This window comes from Streptacidiphilus sp. P02-A3a, assembly GCF_014084105.1.
Taxonomy (GTDB): domain Bacteria; phylum Actinomycetota; class Actinomycetes; order Streptomycetales; family Streptomycetaceae; genus Streptacidiphilus.
Genome location: NZ_CP048289.1, coordinates 372,968 through 399,422 on the forward strand (window position 1 = coordinate 372,968; position 26,455 = coordinate 399,422).

General features: G+C 71.7%; 22 protein-coding genes, 1 tRNA gene and 1 other RNA gene. 15 read left to right on the forward strand and 9 right to left on the reverse strand.

Annotated elements, in window-relative coordinates; genetic code table 11:
• Positions 1-43: 43 nt before the first annotated feature.
• From GXP74_RS01745 to mobC, 3 genes are all read right to left on the reverse strand, one after another.
• Entirely contained in the window at positions 44-1,420 is a 1,377-nt protein-coding gene (locus GXP74_RS01745; protein WP_182449645.1) for a hypothetical protein, read from the reverse strand.
• A gap of 255 nt (positions 1,421-1,675) precedes the next feature.
• Positions 1,676-3,442 (reverse strand): mobilization protein, encoded by a 1,767-nt coding sequence (locus GXP74_RS01750; RefSeq protein WP_182449646.1) that lies wholly within the window; start codon positions 3,440-3,442, stop codon positions 1,676-1,678.
• Positions 3,432-4,232: a plasmid mobilization relaxosome protein MobC gene (gene mobC / locus GXP74_RS01755; protein WP_182449647.1), complete on the reverse strand. Its 801-nt coding sequence runs from the start codon at positions 4,230-4,232 to the stop codon at positions 3,432-3,434. The genes GXP74_RS01750 and mobC overlap by 11 nt, the downstream gene beginning before the upstream one ends.
• Positions 4,233-4,630: 398 nt before the next feature.
• Here mobC and GXP74_RS01760 point away from each other — a divergent pair, with 398 nt between their 5' ends.
• Positions 4,631-5,263: an AAA family ATPase gene (locus GXP74_RS01760; RefSeq protein WP_182449648.1), complete on the forward strand. Its 633-nt coding sequence runs from the start codon at positions 4,631-4,633 to the stop codon at positions 5,261-5,263.
• Between the two features lie 98 nt (positions 5,264-5,361).
• Here the strand turns inward: GXP74_RS01760 and GXP74_RS01765 are convergent, their stop codons facing one another.
• Together GXP74_RS01765 and GXP74_RS01770 are read right to left on the reverse strand one after the other, a co-directional pair.
• A complete protein-coding gene (locus GXP74_RS01765) occupies positions 5,362-6,345 on the reverse strand; it encodes a DUF2637 domain-containing protein (protein ID WP_182449649.1) in 984 nt (327 codons plus the stop codon).
• Between the two features lie 249 nt (positions 6,346-6,594).
• A complete protein-coding gene (locus tag GXP74_RS01770) occupies positions 6,595-7,776 on the reverse strand; it encodes a DUF3631 domain-containing protein (protein ID WP_182449650.1) in 1,182 nt (393 codons plus the stop codon).
• A gap of 387 nt (positions 7,777-8,163) precedes the next feature.
• On the opposite strand from GXP74_RS01770, the gene GXP74_RS01775 reads away from it, so the two are divergent.
• The 3 genes from GXP74_RS01775 (at position 8,164) to GXP74_RS01785 (ending at position 10,360) form a co-directional block, all read left to right on the forward strand.
• Positions 8,164-8,679, forward strand: a complete 516-nt coding sequence (locus tag GXP74_RS01775) for a helix-turn-helix domain-containing protein (protein ID WP_182449651.1) — start codon at positions 8,164-8,166, stop codon at positions 8,677-8,679.
• 128 nt (positions 8,680-8,807) lie between these two features.
• Complete coding sequence (locus GXP74_RS01780) at positions 8,808-9,113, forward strand: helix-turn-helix domain-containing protein (RefSeq protein WP_182449652.1); 306 nt, start codon at positions 8,808-8,810, stop codon at positions 9,111-9,113.
• A gap of 11 nt (positions 9,114-9,124) precedes the next feature.
• Positions 9,125-10,360, forward strand: a complete 1,236-nt coding sequence (locus GXP74_RS01785; protein WP_182449653.1) for a site-specific integrase — start codon at positions 9,125-9,127, stop codon at positions 10,358-10,360.
• Between the two features lie 79 nt (positions 10,361-10,439).
• Here GXP74_RS01785 and GXP74_RS01790 read toward each other — a convergent pair.
• Positions 10,440-10,524 (reverse strand) — tRNA-Ser (locus GXP74_RS01790).
• Between the two features lie 111 nt (positions 10,525-10,635).
• On the opposite strand from GXP74_RS01790, the gene ffs reads away from it, so the two are divergent.
• The 9 genes from ffs to GXP74_RS01835 all read left to right on the forward strand — a co-directional run bounded on the left by ffs (position 10,636) and on the right by GXP74_RS01835 (position 20,452).
• An RNA gene (gene ffs, locus GXP74_RS01795) (signal recognition particle sRNA small type) lies at positions 10,636-10,726 on the forward strand.
• 47 nt (positions 10,727-10,773) lie between these two features.
• Positions 10,774-13,119 carry a DNA polymerase III subunit gamma and tau gene (locus GXP74_RS01800; RefSeq protein WP_182449654.1) on the forward strand — a complete coding sequence of 782 codons (2,346 nt, stop codon included), beginning with the start codon at positions 10,774-10,776 and terminating at the stop codon, positions 13,117-13,119.
• 172 nt (positions 13,120-13,291) lie between these two features.
• Positions 13,292-13,633 (forward strand): YbaB/EbfC family nucleoid-associated protein, encoded by a 342-nt coding sequence (locus GXP74_RS01805; protein WP_182449655.1) that lies wholly within the window; start codon positions 13,292-13,294, stop codon positions 13,631-13,633.
• Between the two features lie 241 nt (positions 13,634-13,874).
• Positions 13,875-14,474 carry a recombination mediator RecR gene (recR, locus tag GXP74_RS01810; RefSeq protein ID WP_182449656.1) on the forward strand — a complete coding sequence of 200 codons (600 nt, stop codon included), beginning with the start codon at positions 13,875-13,877 and terminating at the stop codon, positions 14,472-14,474.
• Positions 14,467-15,222 (forward strand): DUF5063 domain-containing protein, encoded by a 756-nt coding sequence (locus GXP74_RS01815; protein WP_182449657.1) that lies wholly within the window; start codon positions 14,467-14,469, stop codon positions 15,220-15,222. The genes recR and GXP74_RS01815 overlap by 8 nt, the downstream gene beginning before the upstream one ends.
• 205 nt (positions 15,223-15,427) lie before the next feature.
• Positions 15,428-16,696 (forward strand): aspartate kinase, encoded by a 1,269-nt coding sequence (locus GXP74_RS01820; protein ID WP_182449658.1) that lies wholly within the window; start codon positions 15,428-15,430, stop codon positions 16,694-16,696.
• Between the two features lie 399 nt (positions 16,697-17,095).
• Entirely contained in the window at positions 17,096-17,719 is a 624-nt protein-coding gene (locus tag GXP74_RS01825) for a SigE family RNA polymerase sigma factor (protein WP_370468363.1), read from the forward strand.
• Between the two features lie 218 nt (positions 17,720-17,937).
• Positions 17,938-19,383, forward strand: a complete 1,446-nt coding sequence (locus GXP74_RS01830; RefSeq protein WP_182449660.1) for a hypothetical protein — start codon at positions 17,938-17,940, stop codon at positions 19,381-19,383.
• 229 nt (positions 19,384-19,612) lie between these two features.
• Positions 19,613-20,452 carry an SURF1 family protein gene (locus GXP74_RS01835; protein WP_225447656.1) on the forward strand — a complete coding sequence of 280 codons (840 nt, stop codon included), beginning with the start codon at positions 19,613-19,615 and terminating at the stop codon, positions 20,450-20,452.
• Positions 20,453-20,633: 181 nt separating this feature from the next.
• Here the strand turns inward: GXP74_RS01835 and GXP74_RS01840 are convergent, their stop codons facing one another.
• Entirely contained in the window at positions 20,634-22,556 is a 1,923-nt protein-coding gene (locus GXP74_RS01840; RefSeq protein ID WP_182449661.1) for a prolyl oligopeptidase family serine peptidase, read from the reverse strand.
• A gap of 312 nt (positions 22,557-22,868) precedes the next feature.
• Between GXP74_RS01840 and GXP74_RS01845 the strand changes: the two genes are divergently transcribed.
• Together GXP74_RS01845 and GXP74_RS01850 are read left to right on the forward strand one after the other, a co-directional pair.
• Positions 22,869-24,296 carry an adenylosuccinate lyase family protein gene (locus tag GXP74_RS01845; RefSeq protein WP_225447657.1) on the forward strand — a complete coding sequence of 476 codons (1,428 nt, stop codon included), beginning with the start codon at positions 22,869-22,871 and terminating at the stop codon, positions 24,294-24,296.
• 81 nt (positions 24,297-24,377) lie between these two features.
• Positions 24,378-24,980: a TIGR03086 family metal-binding protein gene (locus GXP74_RS01850; RefSeq protein WP_182449662.1), complete on the forward strand. Its 603-nt coding sequence runs from the start codon at positions 24,378-24,380 to the stop codon at positions 24,978-24,980.
• A gap of 18 nt (positions 24,981-24,998) precedes the next feature.
• On the opposite strand, the gene GXP74_RS01855 is transcribed toward GXP74_RS01850, so the two are convergent.
• Both GXP74_RS01855 and GXP74_RS01860 read right to left on the reverse strand, forming a co-directional pair.
• A complete protein-coding gene (locus GXP74_RS01855; protein WP_182456093.1) occupies positions 24,999-25,820 on the reverse strand; it encodes a nucleotidyltransferase domain-containing protein in 822 nt (273 codons plus the stop codon).
• 22 nt (positions 25,821-25,842) lie between these two features.
• Positions 25,843-26,295: a DoxX family protein gene (locus tag GXP74_RS01860; protein ID WP_182449663.1), complete on the reverse strand. Its 453-nt coding sequence runs from the start codon at positions 26,293-26,295 to the stop codon at positions 25,843-25,845.
• Positions 26,296-26,455 lie beyond the last annotated feature (160 nt).

The following is a 26,455-nucleotide window of genomic DNA, read 5'->3' on the forward strand; positions in this document are numbered from 1 at the left end:
GTCTTCGGAGGAACGCTCTGGGTTGCGCTGCAGGGCGGGGGCGCTATGCCTGCGGGAGGAAGTCGATGCTCACCGGCCAGCCGGGGTTACGGAGGGATCGCGCCAGCGCCTCCGTGAGCTTCATCGGCATCACGTGATCGGTCAGCGGGCTCCTGGTCTCGGTTCCCTGCAGCCAGTTCTCCATCAGGCGCCGGTTGCTGTCGCTGTGGAAGACGCCGTTGAAGGTCTCGGTGGACACGTAGCGCTCGCCTGGCAGCAGTGAGGCGTTGGCACGGGTCGTGATCCGGGCGAATGCGTCGACCTTGTCGGGGTTTGCGTCCTGGGGCACATCGAAGCAGTGCACATGAGCGGAGAAGAGAGTCGACAGCTGGGCCTCGATCTCCACGCTCGACGTGCGGCCGTTCTTGTTGTAGAGGTCCGGGGGCAGGTCCTTCCAGCTTCGGACCGAAGGGGTGGTCTGCTCGAAGGACAGCGTTCCGAGCGTCAGCGTCCGGGCGGAATCGGCGTCCACGAGCCGGAAGGTTGACGTGATGTCGGTCTCGCCGAACCGCTGGTTCTCCGATGCGCCGACTGACCACCGCGGCGAGTCGTCATCGAACTCCTTGGCGCTGGGTGCCGGGATCCTCGCGTGCTGGTCGACTGGGAACGCGCCGAACGAGCTGACCTCCAGCTTGAACCGACGGTCGGGGAACACCAGCGAGTTCAGGGAGAGAAACTGCACCGCGAGGTCGACGTAGTGGTAGGCGCCGTGCATCATCATCCCGTAGCCGTACTTGTAGGGGTGATCGTCGCGCGTCTCGTACTCGCGCTGCAGGTTCCAGACGCCGCCGGCCGCGCGGAGGTGGAAGGAGGTGAGTGGCGCCTTCCACTGGGTCATACGCTCACGCAGCGCGTCGACCGCCTTCTCGTTGTAGATGGGGTGATACCTGCTCAGGCTCATCACGGAATGCCTGGCCGGGCTGCCGTAGGACGCGCCGACCAGGTCCTCCATGATCTTGCTGATGTGGGAGGGGGCGAACCGTCCGTTCGCCATCGGTGCGAGCACCGGCTTCTCGACGAGCGAGTCGACATCGCTCTCTACGCAGTAGCGCAGGTATGCCTCGTGGGCCTGTACCTCGGTCGCGATGTAGACCATCAGCGGCCCGCTCCTGGCACGGATCCCGTTCATGGCCTCCGTGATCACTTCAGACTGAACCAGGCTGGGCCGCAGCGGTGACGAGCCCGGGAGGTAGACCACCTCCCGGGGCTTGAAACTCACGGAGGCGACGCGTTCGTCGATCTCGGCCCGCGCCGACTCAAGGTCGACGATCGAGTACGCGTTGAGGTGGCCCGCCCTGACGGCAGCTTCGATGCAGGGCAGGTACTTCCGGGCAACGATCTCGTCGAATCCGACAACTGCGAGGTGACGAACAGACAGCATGAGCCGTTCTCCTTGCGTGGCAGTGGACTTCCGGGACCTGGGGTTCATCGCACGCCGGACCGATTCGCTGCAGCCGTTCCCGTCCTGGCGGATCCCGATCGTAAGAGGGCGCGCTCCCGCGAGAGGAGTGCTCGGAGGCCGGTGCATGCGGACAGAGTCCTTGTCCGCATCTGGCTGTTCGAGTGGTGTGCAGCCGCCGTAGCAGCAGAGCTACTCGATCGGCGGCCGACGGGCGATACGAGTCTCGAGAATTCCTCAACGCCGCCTTGCCTTGGCCTCGTGGTCTGCCTGCGCGGTCCGAGGCGGTGTGCTGCTCGTGGTGTTCGCAGACGCTGCGCCTGCGGGAGTGTTGCGGTTGGGGCGGGCATTGGCTGCTCGTACGCGGGCGGTGTGGCGTTCGACTTGGTGTTCGGTGGTCTGTTGCTGGATGCGCCAGTTGAGGACTTCGGCGGGGTGGTCTGCGGTGTCGAGTTCGCGTTGCTGGGCGGCGGTGGTCAGGGTGTGGCGGGGGTTTTGGCCGGCGCTTTCGGCTTTGGCGAGGGTGGTGGCAAGGGCTGGCCAGGCGGGGTCGGCGAGGATGCGGTCGGCGTGTTCAGGGACGGTGGCACGTAGGGCGGTGGCCAGGCGCTCGGTGGCCTGGGGGGTGGGGGTGCGGGCGGCAAGGTCGGCCAGGACGGGGCCAGCGGCCTGCTGGTAGGCGCTCTGCAGGTGGGCCAGGGTCTGCCTGGTGGCGGCGGTTTGCTGCTGGTGTCCTCGGCTCTCGTGCCAGCGGGCCAGGGCGATCACCACGAACACGGCACTGCCCAGCAGCGCGGCGGCCGCGCCGCCGTCCTTGTCCGAGGCCAGGGTGTGGAGCAGTTCCTTGGCCGCGGTGCGCACCGCCTTGGCGCTGGCGTGTTCGGCGCGGACAGCGGAGCGGTTGGCACGGTTGAACGCGGTTGCTGCTGCTCGCAGTTCGGCCCGTGCGTGGGCGGGTGCGGTGGCGGCGGCGTTGTGGAGGAGCTCGCTGAACGCGGCGGCCTGGGCCTGGACGACGCCGTGCTGTTCGGTGCCGCCGTCGGCTTCTTGGTCGAGGAGGGTGGTGTGGAGGTCGCGTAGCACGGTGTTGGCCCGGTGCCAGGGGCTGACCCCGGTGGTGCGGGCGGTGGGCTGGTCGGCTGCGTCGTGGGCGTTGAGGCGCTCGCGCAGCCGGTTGATGGACAGGTCGGGGGCGAGCCGGTAGCCGCTGAAGTAGACGGGCTCGTGCTGCCCGTTGGTGTCGTCGGGCGCGGCCAGTCCGTAGCCGGTGACCTCGCCGGTCAGCGGACCGAGCCGGTACTTGATCTGGATGCCGAGGGTCCCCAGGGTGGAGAAGTAGTCGGCCTCGTCGCCTGCGGCGGCCGCCGCTGCGTATGCCTGGTCGCGCAGCCACTCCCTTGCGGTCTCGGTCTTGCCCGTGCGCAGGGCTTTGGCCTGTTCGGCGCTGGTGGGTGTGGGGGCGGGGGTGAAGTCGCCGGACTTGAGGCGCCGCAGTCCGAGCTCGGCCTCGATCTTGCGGCACTCGGCCTGGGCGCGCTGGCCGTCGCGGTTGGTGCGCGGGCGGCGGCCGTCCTCGCGCACGCTGGTGGCCATGATGTGGATGTGGTCATCCGCGTGGCGCACCGCGATCCAGCGGCAGGCGGCGTCGTCACCGTCGGGCGCGATCCCGGTGGCGTGCACGACCCGGCGCGCGACCTGGGCCCATTCCTCGTCGGTCAGGTACCGGTCCCCGGGTGCGGTGCGCACGGGGCAGTGCCACACGTGCTGGGGGACCTTCTTGCCGGTGCGCTGTTCGCGGACGCGGACGGGCTGGTCGAGGTAGTGGGCCAGTTCTGACAGGAGTTCGTGGTGCTGGTCTCCGGGTGCGCGGCCGGGGTCGGGCAGGCCGGGCATGGCGAACGCGGCCACGATGTGGGGGTCGGTATGTTCGTCGCGCCGCCCGGGGCCGAAGAGGTAAGACAGGAGTCCGCGGGTGCGGTCGCCGGTGGAGACGTCAGGCACCATGGCGGCACCCCGAAACGACGTGTTCCAGGGCCCGGCGGCCGGCGCGGGCCAGGGCGTGGACCTCGTCCAGGACTTCCTCGGCGCGGTCGGGCAGGCCGCCCGTGTTCACTGCGCGGGTGAGCTGGTTGAGGTTGATCCCCACGCGGTGGACCTCGCGAACCAACTTCCCGAACAGGAGGGTCAGGTCCTGGAGAGCTTGGGGTGAGGGCAGTGCTGGAACGCCGTAGGGGCGCTGGTCGCCGAGGTAGGCGTGGGCGAAGGTGAGGGCGGCGTCCATGAGGAAGGCCGACCGCGAGCGCTTCGCGGCGCGGGCGGCGAGATCGATGAATGCCTTCTCGGCCGGTTCGGCGGAGGCCGTGAGCTGGATGTCGCGCTTGGTGCCGCTGCGCGGCCGGTACAGGATCTCGCTCAGGGGACGGCGGCTGGTGACGAGCTGATCTGTCTCGACGGTCAGGGCGGGGATGTCGAGGGCGGCGACGTTGCGCTGCACGAAGTCGTCGTCGGTGACGGTCGGCGCGAAGCGCTCAGCGGGCAGGGCGGTGGGTTGGGCCTGTCCAGGAAGGAGGCCGCGCTCGGCCTGTCCTTGCCCGACCGTGCCCCGTTGGGCGCGTTCGGCACCCGCCCCCGCTGGGGCGGGGTCAAGCGCAATCCCCGCATCGCCCCCGGCGATGTGGAGATTGCTCCAGCTTGCTCCGCTGTGGTTCTGGCTTGCGTCAACTGTGTTGTGGTGCGTGAAGTCTATGGGTTCTGCGCCTGGTTTGGTCTTCCTGCGGAAGGGGTTGGGGTTCACGGGCGGGGTGCTCCGATCGGAGGGTGCGGTGCGGTCTGGCCGGTGGTGCTGGGGGTGATAGTCCGCCGTTGCTTCGGTTTGGTCGTGCCGGGGTTTTCGTGTAGGGGGTGGGGGCAGGCCGTGCGGGACGTTCTCTGCCCCCGATCGCTGGCGGCGTGATGGGTGTCGGTGATGGGTGTGTGCTGAAGTCCGTCCTTGCCGTCTTGGCCGTTTAAGCCGCAGGTCAGGGTGGTTACGGCGAGGCCGGTTGTCGGCGTCTTGCTGGTGGGTGGTGCCGTCTTGGGGTGGTGTGCCGTCTTGCTGGCAGGGCTGCGGCCTGCGGTGTTACGGCTGGGACGGCAAGGACGGCACCCGGGGGTGCGGTATGAGCCCGGGCCTGTACCCATAGGGTTTCGGGCATGCTCTTGTGGATCAACGGTCCTTTCGGTGGGGGTAAGACCCAGACGGCGCACGAGATCCGGCGTCGTCTGCCCGGCAGTGTCATCTGCGACCCTGAACACGTCGGGTTCGGCCTGCACCGGATGACGCCTGCGGGGCTGCGTGGGGACTTCCAGGACCTGCACGCCTGGCGACAGGGCGTGTTCGAGGTGCTGGACATGGTCCTGGCGGAGCACGACGGGGTCGTGATCGTGCCGATGACGCTCGTGGAGCCGTCCTATTTCCGGGAGACGGTGGGCCGGTTGCGGGCCAGCGGTCACGATGTTCGGCACTTCGCGCTGCTGGCGAGCCGTGAGACGGTCCTGCGTCGGCTCCGTGAGCGGGGCTTGGGACACGTCCTGCAGTGGGTTGCCGGACGACAGGCGTCCCTGTGGGGGGAGAGCTTCGCTGTGTCGAGACTGGATCTGTGCCTGGAGCGCCTGCGCGCCGAGGAGTTCGCCGAGCACGTGTGGACCGACAGTCTGACGGTTGCGCAGGTCGCCGGCCGTATCGCTGCCTCGGCCGGGCTGACGCTCCGGCCGGAATCCGGAGGCAGGCTGCGTGGCCGGGTGCGCCGGGCCTGGACAGGGCTCCGGCACATCCGCTTCGACTGAGTCGACTGGAGGCCCGGGCGGGGGTGTGTCCTGGGTGTGGCCGTGCCGAGGCGGTCCGGTAGCCATGGTCCCGGCGGGGTTCAGGTCCGGGCGGAGGTTCAGTCCTGGGCTGCGTGCTGGCGGACCTCGGTCCTACGGCGTACCAGGGTGATGGCCTCGTTCAGTCGCCCGTGTCCGGCTCCCAGGCCGGCGTCGGTGACGGCCTTTCGGGCGCCGTCGCGGGTGATCTGGACAGCATCGGGGTGGGCCGCGCTGATGGCCTGGGCGAGTTGTTCCAGTGTGGCCTTGGGCGGGCGGCCTCCCTGGCTCGGCTGCGGGCGCGGTCCAGAACCCTCCTGTGGGCCCTGACCTGCGCCGCTTCGGCCCCCTGCGGGCTGGGGCGGTTCCGGTGCACGGCCGCTGTCCACAGCGGCTTGGTGGGCGTTGGGGGTTCCGGCGGCGGCCTGCGGCGCGGCCTCCCGGCCTGCGGCGGGAGCCTCGATGGCGGGCTGCGCCTGTGGGGCCAGTGCCTGGCCGTCCAGAACCTCGATGGGAGTTCGGGTGCTCTTGTCGGCCCGGTCCGGAACCTGGGGAGTGGTACGGGACGCCGCGACCAGAACCGTGTCCGGGGCCGCGCTGGCGGGGGTCGGGCTGGTGCCGCCGTAGCGGGTGATCAGGACGTGGAGGTGGGTGGCGCCGCCCAGGGCCAGGGGTGGGATGGCGGACAGCACGACGACGGCGGGGTTGGTGAGGTGGAGCTGGGTGGTGCCGGGGGTGTTGAGGTCCAGGGCGTGGAGGGCGTTGGCCCAGATGCTGGCGCTGGTGGCGGCCGCGAGCAGGGCCCAGGCGTAGAGGCGGGCGGGCAGGGGTGCGGTGCGCAGGACCAGGACGGCGCGCACGCCGTAGGCGATGAAGCCGTCGACCAGGGGCGGGTAGGCGTAGGACAGGGGCCGTAGGACGTGGGCGGCGGTGGCCATCTGCTGCAGGGCGGAGTATGACAGGGCGAAGCCCAGGGTGCCGAGGACGGCGATGGCCCGGCGGTCCCAGCGGGTGGCTCGGCCGGTGCGGGTCGTTGGGGCGGGGGGCTGGGTGGTGGTGGGCATGGGTGCGGGGTCTTTCGTGGTGTCCGGGGTGTGTGCTGGAGGCCGTCTTTGCCGTCTTGGCCGTTTAAGCCGCAGGTCAGGGCTGTTGCGGCAGGGCTGATTAGCGGCGTCTTGCTGGCGGGTGGTGCCGTCTTGGCGGTGATCCGTCTGGTGGCCCGTTGCCGTCTTGGGACGGTGTGCCGTCTTGCTGGCAGGGCTGTGGCCTGCGGTGTTACGGCAAGGACGGCAAGGACGGCATCCGGGGCAGGGTCAGCCTCTGGGGCTGGGTGTACTCGGGCCGCTGGGCGTGCCGTGGGGGTGGACGGTGGGGCAGTAGCGCTTCCAGGCGTCGGTGAACTTGTTGCGGTTGTAGCCCTTGCGCTGGGTGCCGTCGGCGATGCGGACGTTGCCGGAGCGGATGCCGTACTCGCGGAGCATCGAGGCCAGTGCGCGTGGCAGCAGGCCGCCGCGTCCGTGTTCGGCCCAGGGGGCTTCGGGGTCGCTGTTGAGGGTGAACAGGATCTGGTCGCTCGTCAGGCACTCCGGGTCCCCGGCGCTGAAGAAGATCCGGCGCAGGTCTGCCAGGATGCGGGCGTTGCTGGGGTTGTCCTCCTCGGCTGCGGCCTCGGCGGCGACCATGCGGGTGCACGCGGTGCGGGCCAGGCTCGGCCAGGGGCCACCGGCGAGGTCGGCAACGATGATCAGGGGTTCCCAGGTGTCGGCGGCGCGGTCCTCGACCGGCATGGCCGGTTCCAGGCGCAGGGCCCGCTCGCCCAGTGAACCGGCCCACTGAGCAAGTCGGGTGCGGACCTCGTGCAGGGCGGGGCTGTCGCGCTTGGTGCGGAAGGGCCTGACGTGTTCGCCCTCGGCGCGGCGGCGCATCCGGATGACGATGGACCGGTCCATGATCGTGTCGGGGAGGTCGCCGATGCCGGCGATGGCGGCCATGGCGAAGGTCGCGAAGGAGTGCGGGGCGTGCTCCTTGCCGACGACCCGCAGGACCGGGCGGCCGCGCTGGTGTCCGGCATTGAGCAGGCCGCGCATCTCCTCGTTCTTCTCCGCCTGCTTGGGGCTGCCGAAGATGGTGTCGGCCTCGTCGACCAGCAGGGTCGGCGGCACCTCGCTGATGGAGCGGAAGATGGCCGCCGCCGTGGAGTTGACCGTGATGACGGGATTGTGGACCGTCTCGGTGAGCAGGTCCAGAAGGCGGGACTTGCCGCAGCGCTTGGCGGGGCCGACCACCGCCAGGCGCGGGGCGTGCTGCCAGGAGGGCTGCAGGTGGGTTGCGGCGACCCACAGTACGGTCGCGTCCAGGGCCTCCTGGCTGGGCAGGATCACGAACCGGGCCATCACCGCCTTGAGCTGGTCCAGCAGCGCCGCGCCCTCGCTGGCAGGGGCGTCGGGGCTGAAGTGCGCTGTGTGGGCGGGATCGGGGCGGGTACTCTCGGTCATGGAGATTCCTCACTCGACGGCTCCGGGGGGCAACCCGGTTCCGTCGTTGGTCTGCTGTCCAGGGATGGGCGGTGTCGAGGTTTCCGATCAGCCCCCGGTGTTCGTAGCACCGGGGGTTTTGTCGTTCTCCGGCGGCGCGACCGCCGCGATCAACCTCCTTCGGGTTCGTATTTCCATGCTGGTGTGACTGTTGTACTGCTCTCGGCGTACGGGAGTCAAACCGATGGACGGTTACCGATTTGATTCGCATCTGGCATATCGCCAGCTCACACCTACTTCGTGACCTGCGTCACTTGTAGCTTCATGCGCTTGTCGGTTGGGAATCCGATGCTGGTATGGTCTGGCTATGGTCCGGTGCACTACCGGTTCAACCGCGAGGAGGTGACCATGGACAAGCCCAAGCGCAACCTCGTCCCCAGCGAGGGAGAGGCCCTGGTGGCGCACAACCTGAAGATCATGAGGAAGGCCGCCCGGCTGTCCCAGGAGGACGTCGCCGAGCGCATGAGCCGCCTCGGCTTCAAGTTCCACCAGACCCAGATCGCCAAGATCGAGAACGGCACTCGCTCCATCCAGTTCAACGAGGTCCTGGGCCTGGCCAAGGCGCTGAACCTGCCCGCCGAGTACTTCATGACCCAGGCCGTCGCCAACCCGGATGACCCCCACTACGAACTCCAGGAAGCGGGCTTCCGCCTGCAGGACCTGGAGAAGGAGTGGAGAACCGCCCAGGACCTCGCCGACGCCGCCAAGGGCCGCCTGGAGGAAGCAGAGCGCGAGTACGACGAGATCGCCGAACGCCTCGGTGTCGACGTCACGCCGACCGACGGTGAGCCGGTGTTCTACCCGGCCCCCAACTCGCCCGAGGACCCCCTGCGCCGCAACGCGGACGCCCCCGCCTCCGAGTAACCACCCACGCCCGCGCGTCCCCCGGCGCTACGAACGCCGAGGGCCGCTCAGCCGATCCCTTTCACACCGCCCATCCCACACAGCAACCACGACGGCGCATTGCCCATGCGTCGCCGAGAGGCACCTCCATGTCTGAAACGACCATGTCCATAGCCCTGCTGGCGGACGCACTCGGCGTCAGCGAGCAGGACCTCCTGCACCTCGTTCGGGTCACCTCCTCCACCGCACCAGACGCCACGCTGGTTGCGCTCACGGTCGAGGAGGCGGCTCGCCGCCTCGGCGTCGGCCGAACCACGATGTACGCGCTCCTCGCCTCCGGTCAGATCCCCTCCGTGGCGATAGGCCGCCTCCGCCGCATCCCGGCTGAGGCATTGAACGCCTACGTGGCTGCCCGCGCCCGGACTGCTCCTTCTGCCGCCGCGCTCGCGGCCTGAAGGGGGCGGACATGACGAAGTCCCGGCAGCCCAACGGCGCATCATCGATCTACCTCGGCAAGGACGGGAACTGGCACGGCTACGTCACCGTCGGCGTCAAGGACGACGGCAGGCCCGACCGCCGCCACGTGAAGCGCAAGACGCGCGCCGACACCACCAAGGCCGTCCGCGAGCTGGAGAAGCAGCGCGACGCGGGCAACGTCCGGAAGGTCGGCCAGGTCTGGACGGTCGAGTCCTGGCTGGTGCACTGGGTCGAGAACATCGCGGCCCCGCACGTTTCCGAGAACACCATCGACGGCTACCGCGTCGCGGTCTACCACCACCTGATCCCCGGTCTGGGCGCGCACCGGCTGCCGAAGCTGGAGCCCGAGCACCTGGAGCGCTTCTACAAGAAGATGCAGGACGGCGGCAGTTCGGCCGGTACTGCGCACCAGGTTCATCGCACGATCCGGGCCGCTCTCAACGAGGCCAAGCGCCGCCGCCACCTCACCGAGAATCCGGCCACCATCGCCAAGGCTCCCCGCCTGGTCGAGGAGGAGGTGGTGCCGTTCACGGTCGAGGAGGTCCAGCTCCTGCTGGAGGTGGCCAACCGGCAGCGCAACGCGGCACGGTGGGTCATCGCCCTGGCCCTGGGCCTTCGCCAGGGCGAGGTCCTCGGGCTCAAGTGGACGGACGTCGACTTCGACCTCCGGGTGCTGGTCGTCCACCGGGGGCGACTGCGGCCCCGCTATCAGCACGGCTGCGGTGACCGTTGCGGGCGCAAGCCCGGCTTCTGCCCGCAGAAGGTCAACATCCGTCGCGAGACCAAGGAGACCAAGTCCCGCGCTGGCCAGCGGCCCGTCGGTGTCCCGGACGAGCTGATGGAGCTCCTCGCCCAGCACCGCGACGAGCAGGAGCGGGAACGCCGCCTCGCCCGCGACCTGTGGGTCGAGAAGGGATACGTCTTCACCTCGCCGACTGGGGAGCCGCTCAACCCCAACACCGACCACCACAAGTGGAAGGAACTCCTGGAGGCGGCCGGACTCCGGGACCGCCGACTCCACGACGCTCGGCACACCGCAGGAACGATTCTGCTGATCCTCGGCGTCCCGGACACGGCGGTGGACGCGATCATGGGCTGGGAGCCCGGCCAGTCGGCCCGCATGCGCCGCCGCTATCAGCACCTGACCAGCCGCGTTCTCAGGGACACGGCCGACAAGGTCGGCGGACTTCTCTGGGCGCCCCCGAAGGAGCCGCCGGCTGCCTGATCGCGGCAACTGCAACCCAAACTGCAGCCCTGAAACGCAGAGGGCCCGCACCGGTGAACGGTGCGGGCCCTCTGACCTGCGGAGGATACGAGATTCGAACTCGTGAGGGGTTGCCCCCAACACGCTTTCCAAGCGTGCGCCCTAGGCCACTAGGCGAATCCTCCGTGGGAGAGCTTACTAGACGTTTGGGAGTGCTCGCGAACATCGGCGGGGGAGGTGGGGTGCGTGAGGTGGGGCGGTCATGGAGGGGGTCAGGATCCGGTACGCTGTTTCCCAGCCCCTCGTGTGGCGCTATCTCGCTGAACCCCCCCAGGGCCGGAAGGCAGCAAGGGTAAGTGGGCTCTGGCGGGTACACGGGGGGTCCTGTCGTTTCCAGGGTCCGCTTGTCAGTGGGGACCGTTAGGGTCAGTGACGTGTCGCTCGCTCTCTATCGCCGCTACCGCCCCGAGACCTTCGCCGAGGTCATCGGACAGGAGCACGTCACCGGTCCGCTCCAGCAGGCGCTGCGCAACAACCGGGTCAATCACGCATACCTCTTCAGTGGGCCGCGCGGCTGCGGCAAGACCACCAGTGCCCGCATCCTCGCCCGCTGCCTGAACTGCGAGCAGGGCCCGACGCCGACGCCCTGCGGCGTCTGCCAGTCCTGCACCGATCTTGCGCGCGGCGGGGGCGGGTCGATCGATGTCATCGAGATCGACGCCGCCTCGCACGGTGGCGTGGACGACACCCGCGACCTGCGCGAGAAGGCGTTCTTCGCGCCCGCGTCCAGTCGGTACAAGATCTACATCATCGACGAGGCCCACATGGTCTCGACGGCCGGGTTCAACGCGTTGCTGAAGGTCGTCGAGGAGCCCCCGGAGCACCTCAAGTTCATCTTCGCCACCACCGAGCCCGAGAAGGTCATCGGGACGATCCGCTCGCGCACCCACCACTACCCCTTCCGGCTGGTCCCGCCGGGGACGCTGCGGGACTACCTCGCGCAGGTGTGCGGGCAGGAGCACATCAGCGTCGAGGACGGCGTGTATCCGCTGGTGGTCCGGGCCGGGGCCGGTTCGGTCCGGGACTCGATGTCGGTCATGGACCAGCTGCTCGCCGGATCCGACGAGCGGGGTGTGACATATGCCATGGCGACGGCGCTGCTCGGCTACACCGACGCCGGTCTGCTGGACGAGGTCACCGACGCCTTCGCCGCGCAGGACGGCGCGGCCGTCTTCGGGATGGTCGACCGGGTGATCGAGGGGGGTCACGACCCGCGCCGCTTCGTCGCGGACCTGCTGGAACGCCTGCGGGATCTGGTGATCCTCTCGGCGGTTCCGGACGCGGGGGAGAAGGGCCTGATCGACGCGCCCGCCGACCGGATCGCGTTGATGGAGCAGCAGTCCGCCCGCTTCGGTGCGGCCGAGCTCAGCCGGGCCGCCGACATCGTCAACACGGGGTTGACGGAGATGCGCGGGGCGACCTCGCCCAGGCTGCAGCTGGAGCTGATCTGCGCCCGGGTGATGCTGCCGAGCGCGTACGACGACGCGCGGTCGTTGCAGGCCCGGCTGGACAAGCTCGAACGGCGGGTGTCGTTCGGCGGGGGCCCCGGGGGACCGGTGGCGGAGGCGGCTTCGGCGGCGTCACCGCCCGTACAGGCGATGCAGGCGGCCGTGCAGGCACCGGTGCAGGCGGCGGTGCAGCCGCAGCCCACGGTGCAGGCGCAGCCGGTACCGGTGGCGCAGTCGCCCGCGCAGTCGGGAGGCGCGCAGTCGGGAGCGGCGCAGTCGGTCGGGGCGCAGGCCCCCGGGTCCGGTGCCTGGCCGATCAGCCGTAGTTTCAGCAGCGAACCGGTGTCGTCGCAGGTGGCTCCGCCGCAGGTCACGGCCGCCTCGGCGGCTGTGTCGGCGGCGCCGCAGCCGGCGCCGGCGCAGGCTCCGCAGCCGCAGCCGGTCCCGCAGTCGGTACCAGCGCCGCAGCAGGGGCAGGGACAGACCGGGGTGGCGGAGATCCGCAACCAGTGGCCGCAGATCCTGGAGGCGGTCAAGGGACGCCGCCGGGTCACCTGGATGCTGGTGCAGCAGGCCCAGGTTGCCGGGTTCGACGGCGGCACGCTACAGCTCTCCTTCGAGCACGCGGGTACCCGGGACGGCTTCGTCAACGGCGGACACGACGAGGTACTGCGGCTGGCGCTGCAGGACGCCCTCGGCGTCAGTTGGAAGATCGGCTGCGTCGTCGACGCATCGGGAGGCGGAGGCGCTGGAGGGGGCGGTGGCGGTGCCACCGGTGGCGGCTTCGGCAACGGTTTCGGGGGCGGGGCCGGCGGTGGCGGCGGCTTCGGCGGGCGTGGGCCCGCCGCGCCCGCGCCGACGGCTCCGCAGGCGCAGGGTTTTGCCCCGGCGTCTGCGGGTGGCCAGACGCCGACGGGTGGCCCGATGTCCGCTGGCGGCCCGATGTCCGCTGGCGGCCCGATGACGGCTGGTGGCCCGATAGCGGCTGGCGGTCCGATGACGGCCGGTGGTCCGACGAGCAGTCCGATGGGTGCCGCGTCCGCGCCCGCCGCCGCGCCTGCGGTCGCGGCCCCGGCGCAGCCGATGGCCCGGCCCGCGCCGGCTCCGGCGGCGCCGATGCCCGACCTGCCGCCGCCGATGCCGGACTCGCCGGACGACGAGGTTCCGGACGAGGAGGATCCCGCCTACGCCATGGGCTCGATCTCCGGTCAGGAGCTGATCATGCGCGAGCTCGGAGCCACCGTGATCGAGGAGATCAACAACAACCGTTAGCGGCTCGGGCCTGCGGCGGAGCCGTTCGCGGGACCGCACCCCCGCAGGCCACGTAGGCTCGCACCGTACGCTCGGCTCCAAGCGCACGGTTCTTCCGCGCGCCAGGCCGCTGGGCGCGCGGTCTCGAATGGTCGGCTCGAACAGTCACGACTCACGATGTCAGGAGCGATTCATGTTCCCCGGTGGTGGACAGCCCGACATGCAGGCACTGCTCCAGCAGGCCCAGCAGATGCAGCAGCAACTCGCCCGCACCCAGGAGGAGCTCGCGGCGACGACCGTGCAGGGCACCTCCGGCGGCGGCTTGGTACGGGCCACGGTGAGCGGCTCGGGTGAGCTGAAGGCCCTGGTCATCGACCCGAAGGCGGTTGATCCCGAGGACACCGAGACGCTGGCGGACCTGGTCCTCGCGGCCGTCCGCGACGCCAACGCGGCGGCGCAGCGGCTCGCGGCGGAGCGGCTCGGCCCGCTGGCGCAGGGCCTCGGCGGCGGCGGGATCCCCGGCCTGTCCTTCTGACCACCGTCCGCTGCTCCCGGTCGTCCGACCGCGTCCCGATGCCCCTGGTCGTCCGACCGCCGTCGTCCGGTCACCGGGTGAGCAGGGCGCGCGTCGTTCGATGTGCGGTGCAGGTGTGTCGCACGGGTGTATAGACCTCCGCAGCCAGAGGATGATGGCTTTCAGTAGTAGTGACCGCAGGCAGTAGCAGCGACCGCAGGACGACGGCCCACGAAGGTGGGCGAAGGGCAGGACGAGCAGCGTGTACGAGGGCGTGGTCCAGGACCTCATCGACGAGTTGGGCAGGCTGCCCGGCGTCGGGCCCAAGAGCGCGCAGCGGATCGCCTTCCACATCCTCCAGTCGGATCCGGTGGATGTGCACCGTCTCGCGAACGCCCTGAACGAGGTCAAGGAGAAGGTACGTTTCTGCACCGTCTGCGGGAACGTTTCCGAGTCGGAGCGCTGCCGGGTCTGCCTCGACCCGCGCCGCGATCTCTCGGTGATCTGCGTGGTCGAGGAGCCCAAGGACGTCGTCGCGGTCGAGCGGACCCGCGAGTTCCGGGGGCGGTACCACGTCCTCGGCGGGGCGATCAGCCCGATCGAGGGCGTCGGACCGGACGACCTGCGCATCCGTGAGCTGATGGCGCGCCTCGCCGACGGCGCCGTCACCGAGCTCATCCTGGCCACCGATCCCAACCTTGAGGGTGAGGCGACCGCCACCTACCTGGCGCGCCTGCTCAAGCCCATGGGGCTGAAAGTGACCCGTCTGGCGAGTGGCCTGCCGGTCGGGGGAGACCTGGAGTACGCCGACGAGGTCACCCTCGGACGGGCCTTCGAAGGGAGACGACTTCTCGATGTCTGACACCGGTACCACCACCACGATCCGCAGCCAGGGCGGCCAGGGCGGCCAGGGCGCCGAGGGCGGCCAGCACGGCCCGAGCACTCCGAGCGACCGGCTGCCGCAGTCCGGGCACGGCCAGGAGCAGGAACCCGACGAGTTCGCCGTGCAGATCGCGGACTCCGTGGACAGCTTCGTCCTCGCCGTGCACGAGGTCGCCAAGGGTGACGAGCCGGGCAGCGCGATCTCGCTGCTGCTGCTGGAGGTGTCGCAGCTGCTGCTGGCCGGCGGCCGCCTCGGCGCGATCGAGGACGTCCTGCCGGACGACCGCTACGAGCCGGACACCGGCCCGGACGTGGACGAGTCCGAGCTGCGGCAGTGCCTGGCCGAACTGCTCGCGCCGATCGACGTCTACCACGAGGTGTTCGACCCGTACGGGATGCCGGACAAGCCGGTGCCCTGCCGGATCTCGGACGACATCGCCGGGGTGGTCGCCGACCTCCAGCACGGCCTGGTCCACTACCGGGCGGGCCGGATCTCCGAGGCGCTGTGGTGGTGGCAGTTCTCCTACCTGGCCAACTGGGGCTCGACCACGACCTCGGTGCTGCGCGCGCTGCACTCGCTGGTGGCGCACGTCCGGCTGGACAGCCCGATCGGCGCGGCGGTGGAGGGCGCGGACACCGACGACGACGGGCTCACCGACGAGCAGTTGGGGCAGCAGGCCGGGGTGCTGATGGCGGCGGAGCTCGGCGTCCACGGTCAGGAGCAGTAGCCGCGTCGGCGGGCCCGCGATCGGCGCGGGCGGAGCGGCCGGTGGGCCGGGCGTCTCGGCCGGTGAACCGCTGGTCTCATCATGCGGATGACGGTGGGCGCGCGCGCCCCGGTCGATAGACTGGGCCCGCGCACGCCCCGAACCAGGTGGCCGCGCAGCCTGATCCACCGCAGTACCGGGAGACCGGAAGATACGAGGAGCGCACGTGGGCCTTGTCGTGCAGAAGTACGGCGGCTCCTCCGTCGCCGATGCCGAGGGCATCAAGCGCGTCGCCAGGCGAATCGTCGACACCAAGAAGGCCGGCCATGAGGTCGTCGTCGTGGTGTCCGCGATGGGCGACACGACGGACGAGCTCATCGACCTCGCCGAGCAGGTGTCGCCCTTCCCTGCCGGGCGCGAGCTCGACATGCTGCTGACCTCCGGCGAGCGCATCTCGATGGCGCTGCTGGCCATGGCCATCAAATCGCTGGGTCACGAGGCCCAGTCCTTCACCGGCAGCCAGGCCGGGGTCATCACCGACTCCGTCCACAACAAGGCGCGGATCATCGATGTGACGCCCGGTCGTATCCGGACCGCCCTCGACCAGGGCAACATCGCGATCGTGGCCGGCTTCCAGGGCGTCTCCCAGGACAGCAAGGACATCACCACCCTCGGCCGTGGCGGCTCCGACACCACCGCCGTGGCGCTGGCGGCGGCGCTGGACGCCGAGTGCTGCGAGATCTACACCGACGTGGACGGCGTCTTCACGGCCGACCCGCGTGTGGTGAAGAAGGCCCGCAAGATCGACGAGATCGGCTACGAGGACATGCTGGAGCTGGCCTCGTCCGGCTCCAAGGTGCTGCTCGCCCGTTGCGTCGAGTACGCGCGCCGTTACAACATGCCCATCCATGTACGGTCGTCCTTCTCCGGACATGTCGGTACCTGGGTCCGTAACCAGCCCGAAGGGGGCGAAATGGAGCACGCGATCATCTCCGGGGTCGCCCACGACACGTCGGAGGCCAAGGTCACCGTCGTCGGCGTGCCCGACAAGCCCGGTGAGGCGGCGCGGATCTTCCGTGCCATCGCCGACGCCGAGATCAACATCGACATGGTGGTGCAGAACGTCTCCGCCGCGTCCACCGGTCTCACCGACATCTCCTTCACCGTGCCGAAGGCCGAGGGCCGCAAGGCCATCGACGCGTTGGAGCGGGTGCAGGAGGGCATCGGCTTCACCTCGCTCCGCTACGACGACGAGATCGGCAAGATCTCCCTGGTCGGGGCCGGTATGCGGTCCAACCCCGGGGTGACTGCCGCCTTCTTCGAGGCGCTGTCGGGCGCGGCCGTCAACATCGAGCTGATCTCCACCTCGGAGATCCGGATCTCGGTGGTGACCCGGGTGGACGACGTCAACGAGGCGGTCCGGGCGGTCCACAGCGCGTTCGGCCTCGACAGCGAGACCGACGAGGCAGTCGTCTACGGCGGCACCGGCCGCTGAGGCCCTGTGGTCGCGGGTCTGAACTCCGGCTCTGGTTCCGCCGAGCCGAACCGCATGGCGCTCAACTGAGCTGAACCGGGCGGGCTCCGTGAGAACGGGGCCCGCCCGGAGCCGTTCCGGCGCTCGCTGTCATGGCGCGCGCCCCCGTGCTCCCGCCGCTACCGGCCCGCCCCGGATCAGTCGGACGGTTCCGGTGACGCGGCTCGGGACGCCCCGTACGGTGGGGGCAGCAACGGCGACGGACGGTGATCGGGGAGGCAAAGGGATGGGTTCACACTCGCCCTGGGACCGAACGTGTCCACCCGGTGATTCTCCGTCGCGCTTGTGCAACCATCCGCTGCGGCCGAGCGTCAAAGATGCGTGGCAGAGATGGCGGGGACCGCTGCGCTGGTCGGGGGGATGCCCGTGACCGCCCCTTTCCCAGGCGTCCGCAGTGCGGTCGACCGGGTGGTCGACCGCACCCTGGAACGCCCGCTGGACCGCGGCCTCGAACACGGCAACGCGTTGGAGTTCGCCGCGGTGGCAGCCGAGGGCACCAGCGTCGACCTGCTCACCGAGACCTACCAGGCCCACTACCGCTCGCTGCTGGGACTGGCGGCGCTGCTCCTGGACGACACCGCCTCCTGCGAGGACGTCGTCCAGGAGGCGTTCATCCGCGTGCACGCGGCCCGGCGGCGGGTCCGCGAACCGGACAAGACCCTCGCCTACCTGCGGCAGACCGTGGTCAACCTGTCCCGTTCCACGCTGCGCCGCCGGATCCTGGGCCTGCGGCTGCTGCAGAAGCCCATGCCGGACATGGCCAGCGCGGAGGAGGGCGCCTACGACGCCCTGGAACGCGACCAACTGCTCCAGGCGATGCGTGGGTTGCAGCGGCGGCAGCGCGAGGTGCTGGTGCTGCGGTACTTCGCGGACATGACCGAGGCACAGGTGGCGGACAGCCTCGGGATCTCGATCGGCTCGGTGAAGGCGTACGGCTCGCGCGGGCTCGCGGCGCTCAGGCAGAGCATGGACTCGGCGTCATGAGCGACGATCCCCGGCACCGAGGCGACGCCCTGCGCCGAGGCGATGGCCTGCACGGAGGCGATGGCCTGCACGGAGGCGATGGCCTGCACGGAGGCGACGCCCTGCGCCGAGGCGATGGCCTTCGTCACGACGACGGGCACGGCGTGGTGCCGGGGCACGGGGCCGACGGGCCAGGCGGCAGCGGTGCCGCAGCGGGCGGCCCCGGGACGCTGGGGGGCGTGCCGACGGCGCGTGAGCCCGGCGCGGAGCGCGAAGCGTCCGCCCCCCTGCGCGCTTCAGCCGCCCGCGCGTACGTCCGGGTCGTGCGCCCCGGGGGCAGCGGTGGCGGTGCGGTCCCGGGCGGCGGAGCGATCCCGCCGATGCCGGTGGCCCCGCCCAGCGCCCTGCCGCCCTGGCTGACCGCCGACGACACCCATCCCGACAGCCCCCCGGCGGACGCCCACCCCGCCGACGGCCGCCGTCCCGACAGCGGCACCGACAGCGGCCCCGCCAGCGGCAGCCCCGCCGGTCGCCAACCCGACAGCGGCCAACCCGGCAGCGGCCGTCCCGCCAGCGGCCGTCCCGCCGAGGGCTATCCCGCCGACAGCCGTCCGGCCGACGCGACGCAGAACGCCGTAGTGCTCAGCCCCGGCGAGTCCGAGCTGCGCGACCTGCTGCACCGCTCGGTGTCGGGGCTGGAGCCCGCCGCCGGTTCGCTGGATGCGCTGCGCCGGGCGGTTCCGCAGCGCCGGGCCCGCCGCCGCAGGTACAGCGGGGCGGCCACCGCGCTGGTCCTGGGGGTGCTCGGAGGGCTGGCGCTGCACTCGCTGGCGGGGGTGGGCAGCCTGACCGAGGGCAGCCAGGCGGGTCCCGGCTACCAGAACGCGGCGACCGCCTCCACCGCGCCGAGCGGCGGCGCCAGCCCCTCCGCCGACGCCCCGACGACCTACCCGCAGCAGCCGGACGGCGCCGGAGCGGGCTGGGCGACAGCATCCAGGAGCGGCGCCGCCGAGCCGTCGGGCGCCGTCTCCGGTTCCCGCTCCGGCTCGGCCGTGCCCTGGGTGTCGCCGTCCGGCCTGCCCGACGCCGGCACCGTGGGCGCCGGTGCCGCGGCCGAGTGCACCCGGGCCCAACTGGGCGCCGGTGCGGCCACGGTGGGCGCGCCCGGCGCCGACGGGACGGTCTACGGCTCGTTCCAGGTCGCCAACGTCTCGCAGTCCACCTGCCAGGTCTCGCTGCCGGGGACGGTCTCGGTGCTCGCGGTCAGCGGTACGACCGCCAACCGGATCGCCGTGGTCCAGCACTCGGCCGCCGACCCGGCCACCCAGCTGCCGACCCCGGCCGCCACGCCGGGCCCGGTGCTGCTCGCGCCCGGCCAGGCGTACGTCGTCGACTTCGCCTGGGTACCGGCCACCGGCGCGGAGGCGTCGGCCTGCGCGGACGACAGCGCCCCCTCCTCGCCCACCACCGAGAGCAGCGCGCCCAGCGGTACGAGCGCCGGTGCCGCCGGTTCCGCGCCCCCCGGCGAGGGGACGGCGCCGACGATCTCCCCGCCGTCAACCGGAGAGCCCACGGTCACCATCGCCCACACCCCCGGCGCGGGCGACCCCCTCGCCGCCAGCGCTGTCCTGCCCGGCGCCTGCTCCGGCACGGTCTACGACACCCTCCCGCTCGCCGCCGGCTGACACGCCGCCGCGCACCGGCCACCCTGGCGCACCGGCTCCAGGACTCATCGCCTACCGTGGCTGGGGACCATTTCGTACCCTTCCTCCGACATCGGCCGAGGGGCACGAAGGGCCGTGCCGCGATCGACGCTCCGCTTCGGTACGGCGCGGGACGCGTTCGGGTCTCCCCGAGACTCCCCAGGAGGCGACAAGTGATCGACGGGAAGCTGAAGATGCGGGTCGGACGGCCATGACCACTGCGGATCTCACGTACCGCGGCGGCGTGTACCGCTTCCTGCTGACCCCGCGCTGGCTCGGCCTCCACCTGTTCGCGCTGCTGGCGGTGCCGCTCTGCATCTGGCTGGGCGTATGGCAGCTGAGCCGGTTCGAGCAGCGCACGCACACCGGCGACCACCGGGCCGCCCAGGCCGCCGCGCTGGCCTCCGACCCGGTGCCGCTGTCCGGGCTGCTCGCCCACGCGGACGCGCAGAGCGTCACCGCGGCGGACGCCGGACGCGAGGTGACCCTCACCGGCCGGTACGACGCCGGGAACCAGCTGCTGGTGCCGCAGCGGGTGGTCAACGGCAAGAACGGCTACGAGGTGCTGACCCCGCTGCTGCTCCCGGACGGCACGCACATCGCGGTGATCCGGGGCTGGGCGGCCAGTCGGGCGAGCGTCCCCGCGCCCGCCGCCGGGACGGTCTCGCTGCGCGGACGGCTGCAGATCGCCGAGGACGAGAGCTCCCCGCAGGTGATCGCCGCCGGCGGCCTGCCCGCCGGGGAGGTGGGCATGATCAGCCCGTCCACGCTGATCAACCTGCTGCCGTACTCGGTCTACGACGGCTGGGTGGCGCTGGACTCCGGCTCGACCACGCTGGTGCCCGTCCCCACCTACCAGGCGGCGGAGGGGGACGGGCTGACGCTGGAGGCCTTCCAGAACCTCGGCTACACCTGCCAGTGGTTCGTCTTCGCGGGGTTCGCGGTGTTCATGTGGTTCCGCCTGGTCCGCCGTGAGGCGGAGGTCGTCCGCGACCGCCGCCTGGGCATCGTCCCGGCGCAGACCCGAACCCCGGCACAGACCCCGGCGTAGCCCCCCGCGCCCCCGGCAGCCGCCCCTGCGCGGGCGCGAACCCCGGCGCGAGCCAGCACCGAGCGCTCCCAACGCACACCCGTGCACCCATACGTACCCGCCGTGCCCGCGCATCCGTCCGTGCCCGTGCCCGCGCATCCGCCCGTCCCGGGCGGGGACGAAGCCCCGCCCGGGGCGCGGGTCACGGCAGGTGGCGGGTGACGAAGTCCAGCTCCAGCCGCAGCTGCCGGATCCGCTCGGCGACTACCAGCGAGCCGTGCCCGGCGTCGTAGCGGTAGACCTCGTGGGTCTTGCCCGCCTCCTCCAGCCGCCACACGTAGTTCTCGATCTGCTGGATCGGGCAGCGCGGGTCGTTCAGCCCGGCGCTGATGTACACCGGCGCCCGCACCGCGTCCACGTAGGTGATCGGGGACGAGGCCGCGTAGCGCTCCGGGACCTCCTCCGGGGTGCCGCCGACCAGCGTCCGGTCCATGGACTTCAGCGCCTCCATCTCGTCGTGGTAGGCGGTGACGTAGTCCGCGACCGGGACGGCGGCCACGCCCAGCGTCCACAGCTCCGGCTGCGCGCCGAGGCCGAGCAGGGTCAGGTAACCGCCCCAGGAACCGCCGGTGAGCACCAGCCGGGCCGGGTCGGCCAGCCCGGACTCCACCGCCCAGGCGCGGACGGCGGCGATGTCCTCCAGCTCGATCAGCCCCACCCGGTGCCGCAGCGCGTCCGTCCAGGCCTGCCCGTAGCCGGTCGAGCCGCGGTAGTTGACCCGGACCACCGCGAAGCCGTGGTCGATCCAGGCGGCCGGTCCGGAGGTGAAGGCGTCACTGTCGTGCCAGGTCGGACCGCCGTGGATGTCGAACACGGTGGGGAAGGGGCCGTCCCCGGCGGGCCGCTGCACCAGCGCGTGGACCGGCCCGCCCGGACCGTCCACCCAGACGTCCTCCACCGGGACCGACGGCGGTGCCTGCGGCCCCGGCGCGGCCAGCACCACCTCGCCACGGGTGGAGCGGACCACCGGCGGCCGTTCGGCCGAGGACCAGAGGAACTCCACGCTGCCGTCCGGCCGCGCGCCCGCGCCCGCGACCGTGCCCGGCGGGGTCTCCAGCCGCTCCAGCGCGGCCGTGGCCAGGTCGTAGCGGAACAGCTCGCTGCGGGCGTGGTGGGTGTGCTCGATCAGCAGCGCGGACGCGTCCGGGTACCAGTCGGCGGAGATGTCGCCCGGCAGGTCGAGCCGCAGGTCGGTCTGCTCACCGGTCGTGGTGTCCCACAGCAGCGGCTCCCAGCGGCCCCGGCGCTGGTGCGCCACCAGCAGCCGCGCGTCACCCGGGAGCGGGGCGAAGCCCAGGCAGGACAGGCCCAGCGGCTCGTCGCGGCCGCTGGCGTCGTCGAGTTCGGCGACGGTGGTGGCGTCGGACGCGCGGATCACCCGCAGCGCGGAGTGCATGGCGTCGCCGTGCTCGGTGTGGTCGATGGCGATCAGCGTCCCGTCGTGGGACAGGTCGCCGACGCTCGCCGTCTGCGGGTGCCGGTACACCTCGACCGGCGGCAGGCCCGGGCGCACCAGGTGCAGCGTCGAACCGTCCTCCTCGGTGGAGCGGCCGACGACGGCGACCACGCCGGTCCCGGGGCGGCCCAGCGCCAGCCCCTCGGAGTACGCCGGGGGCAGCCCCGGCACCGCCTCCTCGTCCGGCCCGCCGTGCCCGCCTGGCCCGCCCTCCGAGGCAGCGCCGGATCCCGCTGTGCCGGAGCCCGCTGTGCCGGAGCCCGCTGTGCCGGATCCCGTCGTGCCGGATCCCGCCGTACCGGTGAACGGCTGGCGGCGCCAGACGCCGAACTCGTCGCCGTCCGTGTCGTCGAACCACCAGATCCACTCCCCGTCGGGGGTGAGCGCGGCGTCGGTGGTGCCGTTGGCCCGGTGGGTGACCTGGCGTTGGGCGCCGGTGGCGCGGTCCCACGCGTACACCTCGTAGGTGCCGGTCGCGTTGGAGACGAAGAGGGACCGCTCGGGTGCGTCGTCGGCCCACTCCGGCAGGCCGACCCTGGCCGCGCGGAAGCGCTGCTCCCAGGCCGGGAGGTCGGCGAAGCCCTGCTGTTGCTGTGATTCGCTGCTCATGGCCCCATTCAACCCGGTGCCCGGAGCAGATGAGGGGCCCACCGGCGGAATCCGCCGGGCCCGACCCGGTCCGTCGGGTGTACGGCGGGTGGACTGGCGTCATACGGTGCATGCGGTGGCATGTGACCATCCGCCGCGCCGTCCGGTGGGTTCGCTGATCGCGGTTGAATCCCGCCGACGGGTGGACGAGGATCTGTTCCGGCACCCCGAACCTCTTCGGCGGCGCCGAGCAATTCGCTGACAACCGTTCCAGTGCACGAGAATTGACTGGTCGTCCGCTAACTGAGGCCAACTGGGAAGAGGACAGCAGAAGTGAGCGTTCCGAACGAGCACCGCCGCGCCGCCGCAGGTACCGACGCCGGACTCCTCGCCCCGGTGTGGGCGGGCACCGACGCGCTCGCGGAGCTGAGCGACGAGGCGTGGGTGGCCGCGATGCTGGAGGCCGAGGTCGCCCTGGCCCGGGCCCAGGCCTCGCTCGGAGTGATCCCGGCCGCCTCGGCGGACGCCGTCGCCGAGGGCGTCCGGTCGGCCCGGATCGACGTGGTGGACCTCGCCGAGCGGGCCCGCGGCGCCGCCAACCCGGTGGTGGTGCTGGTCCAGGAGCTGACCGCGGCCGTGGCCGCGGTCGACCCGTCCGCCGCCGAGCACGTGCACCTCGGCAGCACCAGCCAGGACATCCTGGACTCGGCGGCGATGCTGCTCGCCACCCGCACCCTGGCCGGTATCGACCGCGACCTGTCCCGGATCGCCGCCGCGCTGGCCGCGCTCGCCCGGGAGCACCGGGCGACGCCGATGGCCGCCCGCACCCTGGCCCAGCACGCGGTGCCGACCACCTTCGGGCTGAAGGCGGCGGGCTGGCTCGGCTCGGTGCTGGACGCCGCGGACCGGCTCCGCGCCACCGCCGCCGCGCTCCCGGCCCAACTCGGCGGCGCGGCCGGAACCATGGCCGCCTACCAGGAGTACGCGCGCGGTACCGCCGCCGAGGGCCCCGGCCACGGCATCGAGCTGGCCGCGCGGTTCGCCGCCGAACTGGGCCTGGCCGAGCCGTCCGCGCCCTGGCACAGCCTGCGGATCCCGCTGTGCGACCTCGGTTGGGCGCTCAGCGCGGTCACCGGCACGCTCGGCAAGTTCGCCCTGGACGTGCAGGGGATGTCCCGCACCGAGGTCGCCGAGGTCGCCGAACCGGCGGCGGGCGGACGCGGCGTCTCCTCGGCGATGCCGCAGAAGCGCAACCCGGTGCTGGCCACTCTGGTGGTCTCCGCTGCTCGCCAACTACCGGTGTATGCCGTGGTGTTGGCGCAGAGCATGCTGGCCGAGGACGAGCGCGCGCCGGGCGCCTGGCACGCCGAGTGGCAGCCGCTGCGCGAGGTGCTCCGACTGGCGGCGGGGGCGGCCCACACGGCTGCCGAACTCGCCGAGGGCCTGGAGGTGTTCCCGCTCAACCTGCGCCGCAACCTGGAGCTCACTGGCGGGTCCATCGTCTCCGAACGCCTCAACGTCGCGCTCGCGCCGCTGCTCGGCAAGGCCGAGGCCAAGCGGCTGCTCGCCGAGTGCGCCCGGCAGACCGCCGCCGGCGGGGACAGTTTCGCCGACGTCCTGAAGCGGCGGGAGGACCTGCTGGCCAAGCTGCCGGAGGGGGTCACCGTCGACGACCTGCTGGCCCCGGAGGAGTACCTGGGCGCGGCCGGGGAGCTGGTCGACCGGGTCCTGCGCCGCCACGCGACAACCAAGCCGGCCTGACCACGCGCCCCCGAGCCCCCGCCCCCAACAACCTTCACCGACCGCACCGCCCAGCACCGACTCGCACTGAGGTGACCGCGCATGACCGCCGCCATGAACGACTTCCGCCCGCAGGACCGCCGCGCGCTGGAGATCACCGAGAAGATCGTGGACCAGGTCCAGCCGCACCAACTCGACCTGCCCACACCGTGCGGTGAGTGGACGCTGCGGCAGTTGCTCGCTCACATGATCGGCCAGAACCACGGCTTCGCCGACGCCGCCGACGGCAAGCGCACCGAACTCACCGACTGGGCGGACCGCGACTTCGGCGACGACCCGGCCGGGGTCTTCCGCGCCTCGTCCACCCGAGTTGCCGACGCCTTCGCCCAGGAGGGAGTACTGGAAAGGGAGTTCTGGCTGCCGGAGGTGCGCGGCGGGATGTCCTTCCCGGCTCCCGTCGCGATCGGGTTCCACTTCGTCGACTACGTCGTCCACGGCTGGGACGTGGCCGCGGCCATCGGTGTCCCCGCCCGCTTCGAGCAGGACCTGCTCCGCGCCGTCCTGCCGATCGCGCTGGCCGTCCCGGACGGACCCGCCCGGCAGACCCCGGGCTCCTCCTTCCGCCCGGGCCTGCCGACCTCCAGCGAGGACCTTCTCGACCAGGTCCTGGCCACCCTCGGCCGCTCCTCCTCCTGGCCCGCGTGACCTGCTCCCCGATCGGCCTCAGCCACTGCCGCTGGCCGGTCGGGGCGTCTTCTCCCCGTGGACGGCGGTGTACTCGGCAGCCAGCCAGGGCGCCAACTCGTCGAGCAGCAGGCCGAGACCGGCCAGGTCCGCGGTCGGCGCCACGGCGATGCCCGCGGCCAGCCGCATCCGCGCCGCCCACTCGGGGTAGTAGCCGCCGAACACCTCGGCCGACTCCATGAGGTCACTGGTCCAGCCGCTCCAGCGCGGCATGACCAGGGTGAAGCCGGTCCGGACGATCCGCCGGGCGACCGCGCGGTTCAGCTTCCGCCGCTGCCCGTCCGTCGTCGCGGCGGCGGCCAGCCCGCGCCAGCGGACCAGCGCCGCACCGAGATCACCGTTGGTCTCGCGGGCCAGCAGCGAGCTGGGGCGGTAGCGCGGCAGTTGCTCCCCGAGGTCCTCGCCGAGCAACGGGGTGCAGAGGCAGGCGAGCATCCACCCGAGGTCGTACCGCTCCAGCTCGCTGAGCAGGGTGTCGGTGCCGACCAGCAGCACGCCGACCCCGTTGATCTGGGCGAAGCCCGCGTCGAGCGCGGTTTCGAGCGCGGCGGCGTCGGCCCGGTCGGCGGCGCTGGGGCCGCCCCGCAGCGCGAGCAGCAGATCCAGGTCGGACCTGCCGGGGACCGCGGTGCCGCGCGGCACACTGCCGTACAGGTAGGCGCTGTGCAGCCGGGTCCGGTCGAAGGCCTCGCTGATCCGGCCGCGGGCGGCGTCGACCACCGGCGCGAACTCGTCCGCGACGAGGCTCAGCGAGCCTTCGCGCACGATGAACCCGTCGTGGTCGAGCCCCTTGGCGGTCATGACGGTCATGGCGGGCCTATGCCTATCGCTGGAACAGTCCGAGGACGTGGTCGAGCGACCAACTCTGCCAGGCCATGGCGAACAACGCCACGAACGAGATCAACGCCATCATCAGGTTCTGCCCCTGCTCGGCCCAGTCGTGGATCATCAGCACCAGGTACAGCAGGTTCAGCAGCAGCCCGCCGACGAGGGCGATCGGCGTCAGGAAGCCGGACACCAGCCCGAGGCCGAGCGCCAGTTCCGCGTAGACGACGACGTGGGCGATCAGCCGCGGCCGGGGCTTCACCACCCCGTCGAAGCCCCGCCGGACAAACGCCCACCGGTGCTTCGCGGCGATGCCCGCCGCCCAGGCGATCCCGCCACCGGCGAACCAGGACCGCTTGTCCTTGTGCCGCCAACTCTCCAGCCACCAAAGCCCGAGCCCGATCCGCAACACCGCCAGCCACTCGGCCCCACCCAACCAGATCGTCTGCATCGCCCGCCCTCTCCATGAACTGATGGGCCGTCAGTTCACCGGACCCGCCCTCAACCCGCAAGACCCGCCACTCGGCCGAGCTGAAGTTCCGCCCCCAGGCGGCACCAAGGTACGCGTGCGGGTGGGGGCGTCTCCTTCGAGACCCCGCCGGAGTGGAGCG

Coding starts and splice junctions, on each gene's coding strand:
- GXP74_RS01745 (WP_182449645.1), bottom strand. CDS start 1,420: ATGCTGTCTGTTCGTCACCTCGCAGTTGTCGGATTCGACGAGATCGTT.
- GXP74_RS01750 (WP_182449646.1), bottom strand. CDS start 3,442: ATGGTGCCTGACGTCTCCACCGGCGACCGCACCCGCGGACTCCTGTCT.
- GXP74_RS01760 (WP_182449648.1), top strand. CDS start 4,631: ATGCTCTTGTGGATCAACGGTCCTTTCGGTGGGGGTAAGACCCAGACG.
- GXP74_RS01765 (WP_182449649.1), bottom strand. CDS start 6,345: ATGCCCACCACCACCCAGCCCCCCGCCCCAACGACCCGCACCGGCCGA.
- GXP74_RS01770 (WP_182449650.1), bottom strand. CDS start 7,776: ATGACCGAGAGTACCCGCCCCGATCCCGCCCACACAGCGCACTTCAGC.
- GXP74_RS01775 (WP_182449651.1), top strand. CDS start 8,164: ATGGACAAGCCCAAGCGCAACCTCGTCCCCAGCGAGGGAGAGGCCCTG.
- GXP74_RS01780 (WP_182449652.1), top strand. CDS start 8,808: ATGTCTGAAACGACCATGTCCATAGCCCTGCTGGCGGACGCACTCGGC.
- GXP74_RS01785 (WP_182449653.1), top strand. CDS start 9,125: ATGACGAAGTCCCGGCAGCCCAACGGCGCATCATCGATCTACCTCGGC.
- GXP74_RS01805 (WP_182449655.1), top strand. CDS start 13,292: ATGTTCCCCGGTGGTGGACAGCCCGACATGCAGGCACTGCTCCAGCAG.
- GXP74_RS01815 (WP_182449657.1), top strand. CDS start 14,467: ATGTCTGACACCGGTACCACCACCACGATCCGCAGCCAGGGCGGCCAG.
- GXP74_RS01825 (WP_370468363.1), top strand. CDS start 17,096: ATGCCCGTGACCGCCCCTTTCCCAGGCGTCCGCAGTGCGGTCGACCGG.
- GXP74_RS01835 (WP_225447656.1), top strand. CDS start 19,613: ATGACCACTGCGGATCTCACGTACCGCGGCGGCGTGTACCGCTTCCTG.
- GXP74_RS01840 (WP_182449661.1), bottom strand. CDS start 22,556: ATGAGCAGCGAATCACAGCAACAGCAGGGCTTCGCCGACCTCCCGGCC.
- GXP74_RS01850 (WP_182449662.1), top strand. CDS start 24,378: ATGACCGCCGCCATGAACGACTTCCGCCCGCAGGACCGCCGCGCGCTG.
- GXP74_RS01855 (WP_182456093.1), bottom strand. CDS start 25,820: ATGACCGCCAAGGGGCTCGACCACGACGGGTTCATCGTGCGCGAAGGC.
- GXP74_RS01860 (WP_182449663.1), bottom strand. CDS start 26,295: ATGCAGACGATCTGGTTGGGTGGGGCCGAGTGGCTGGCGGTGTTGCGG.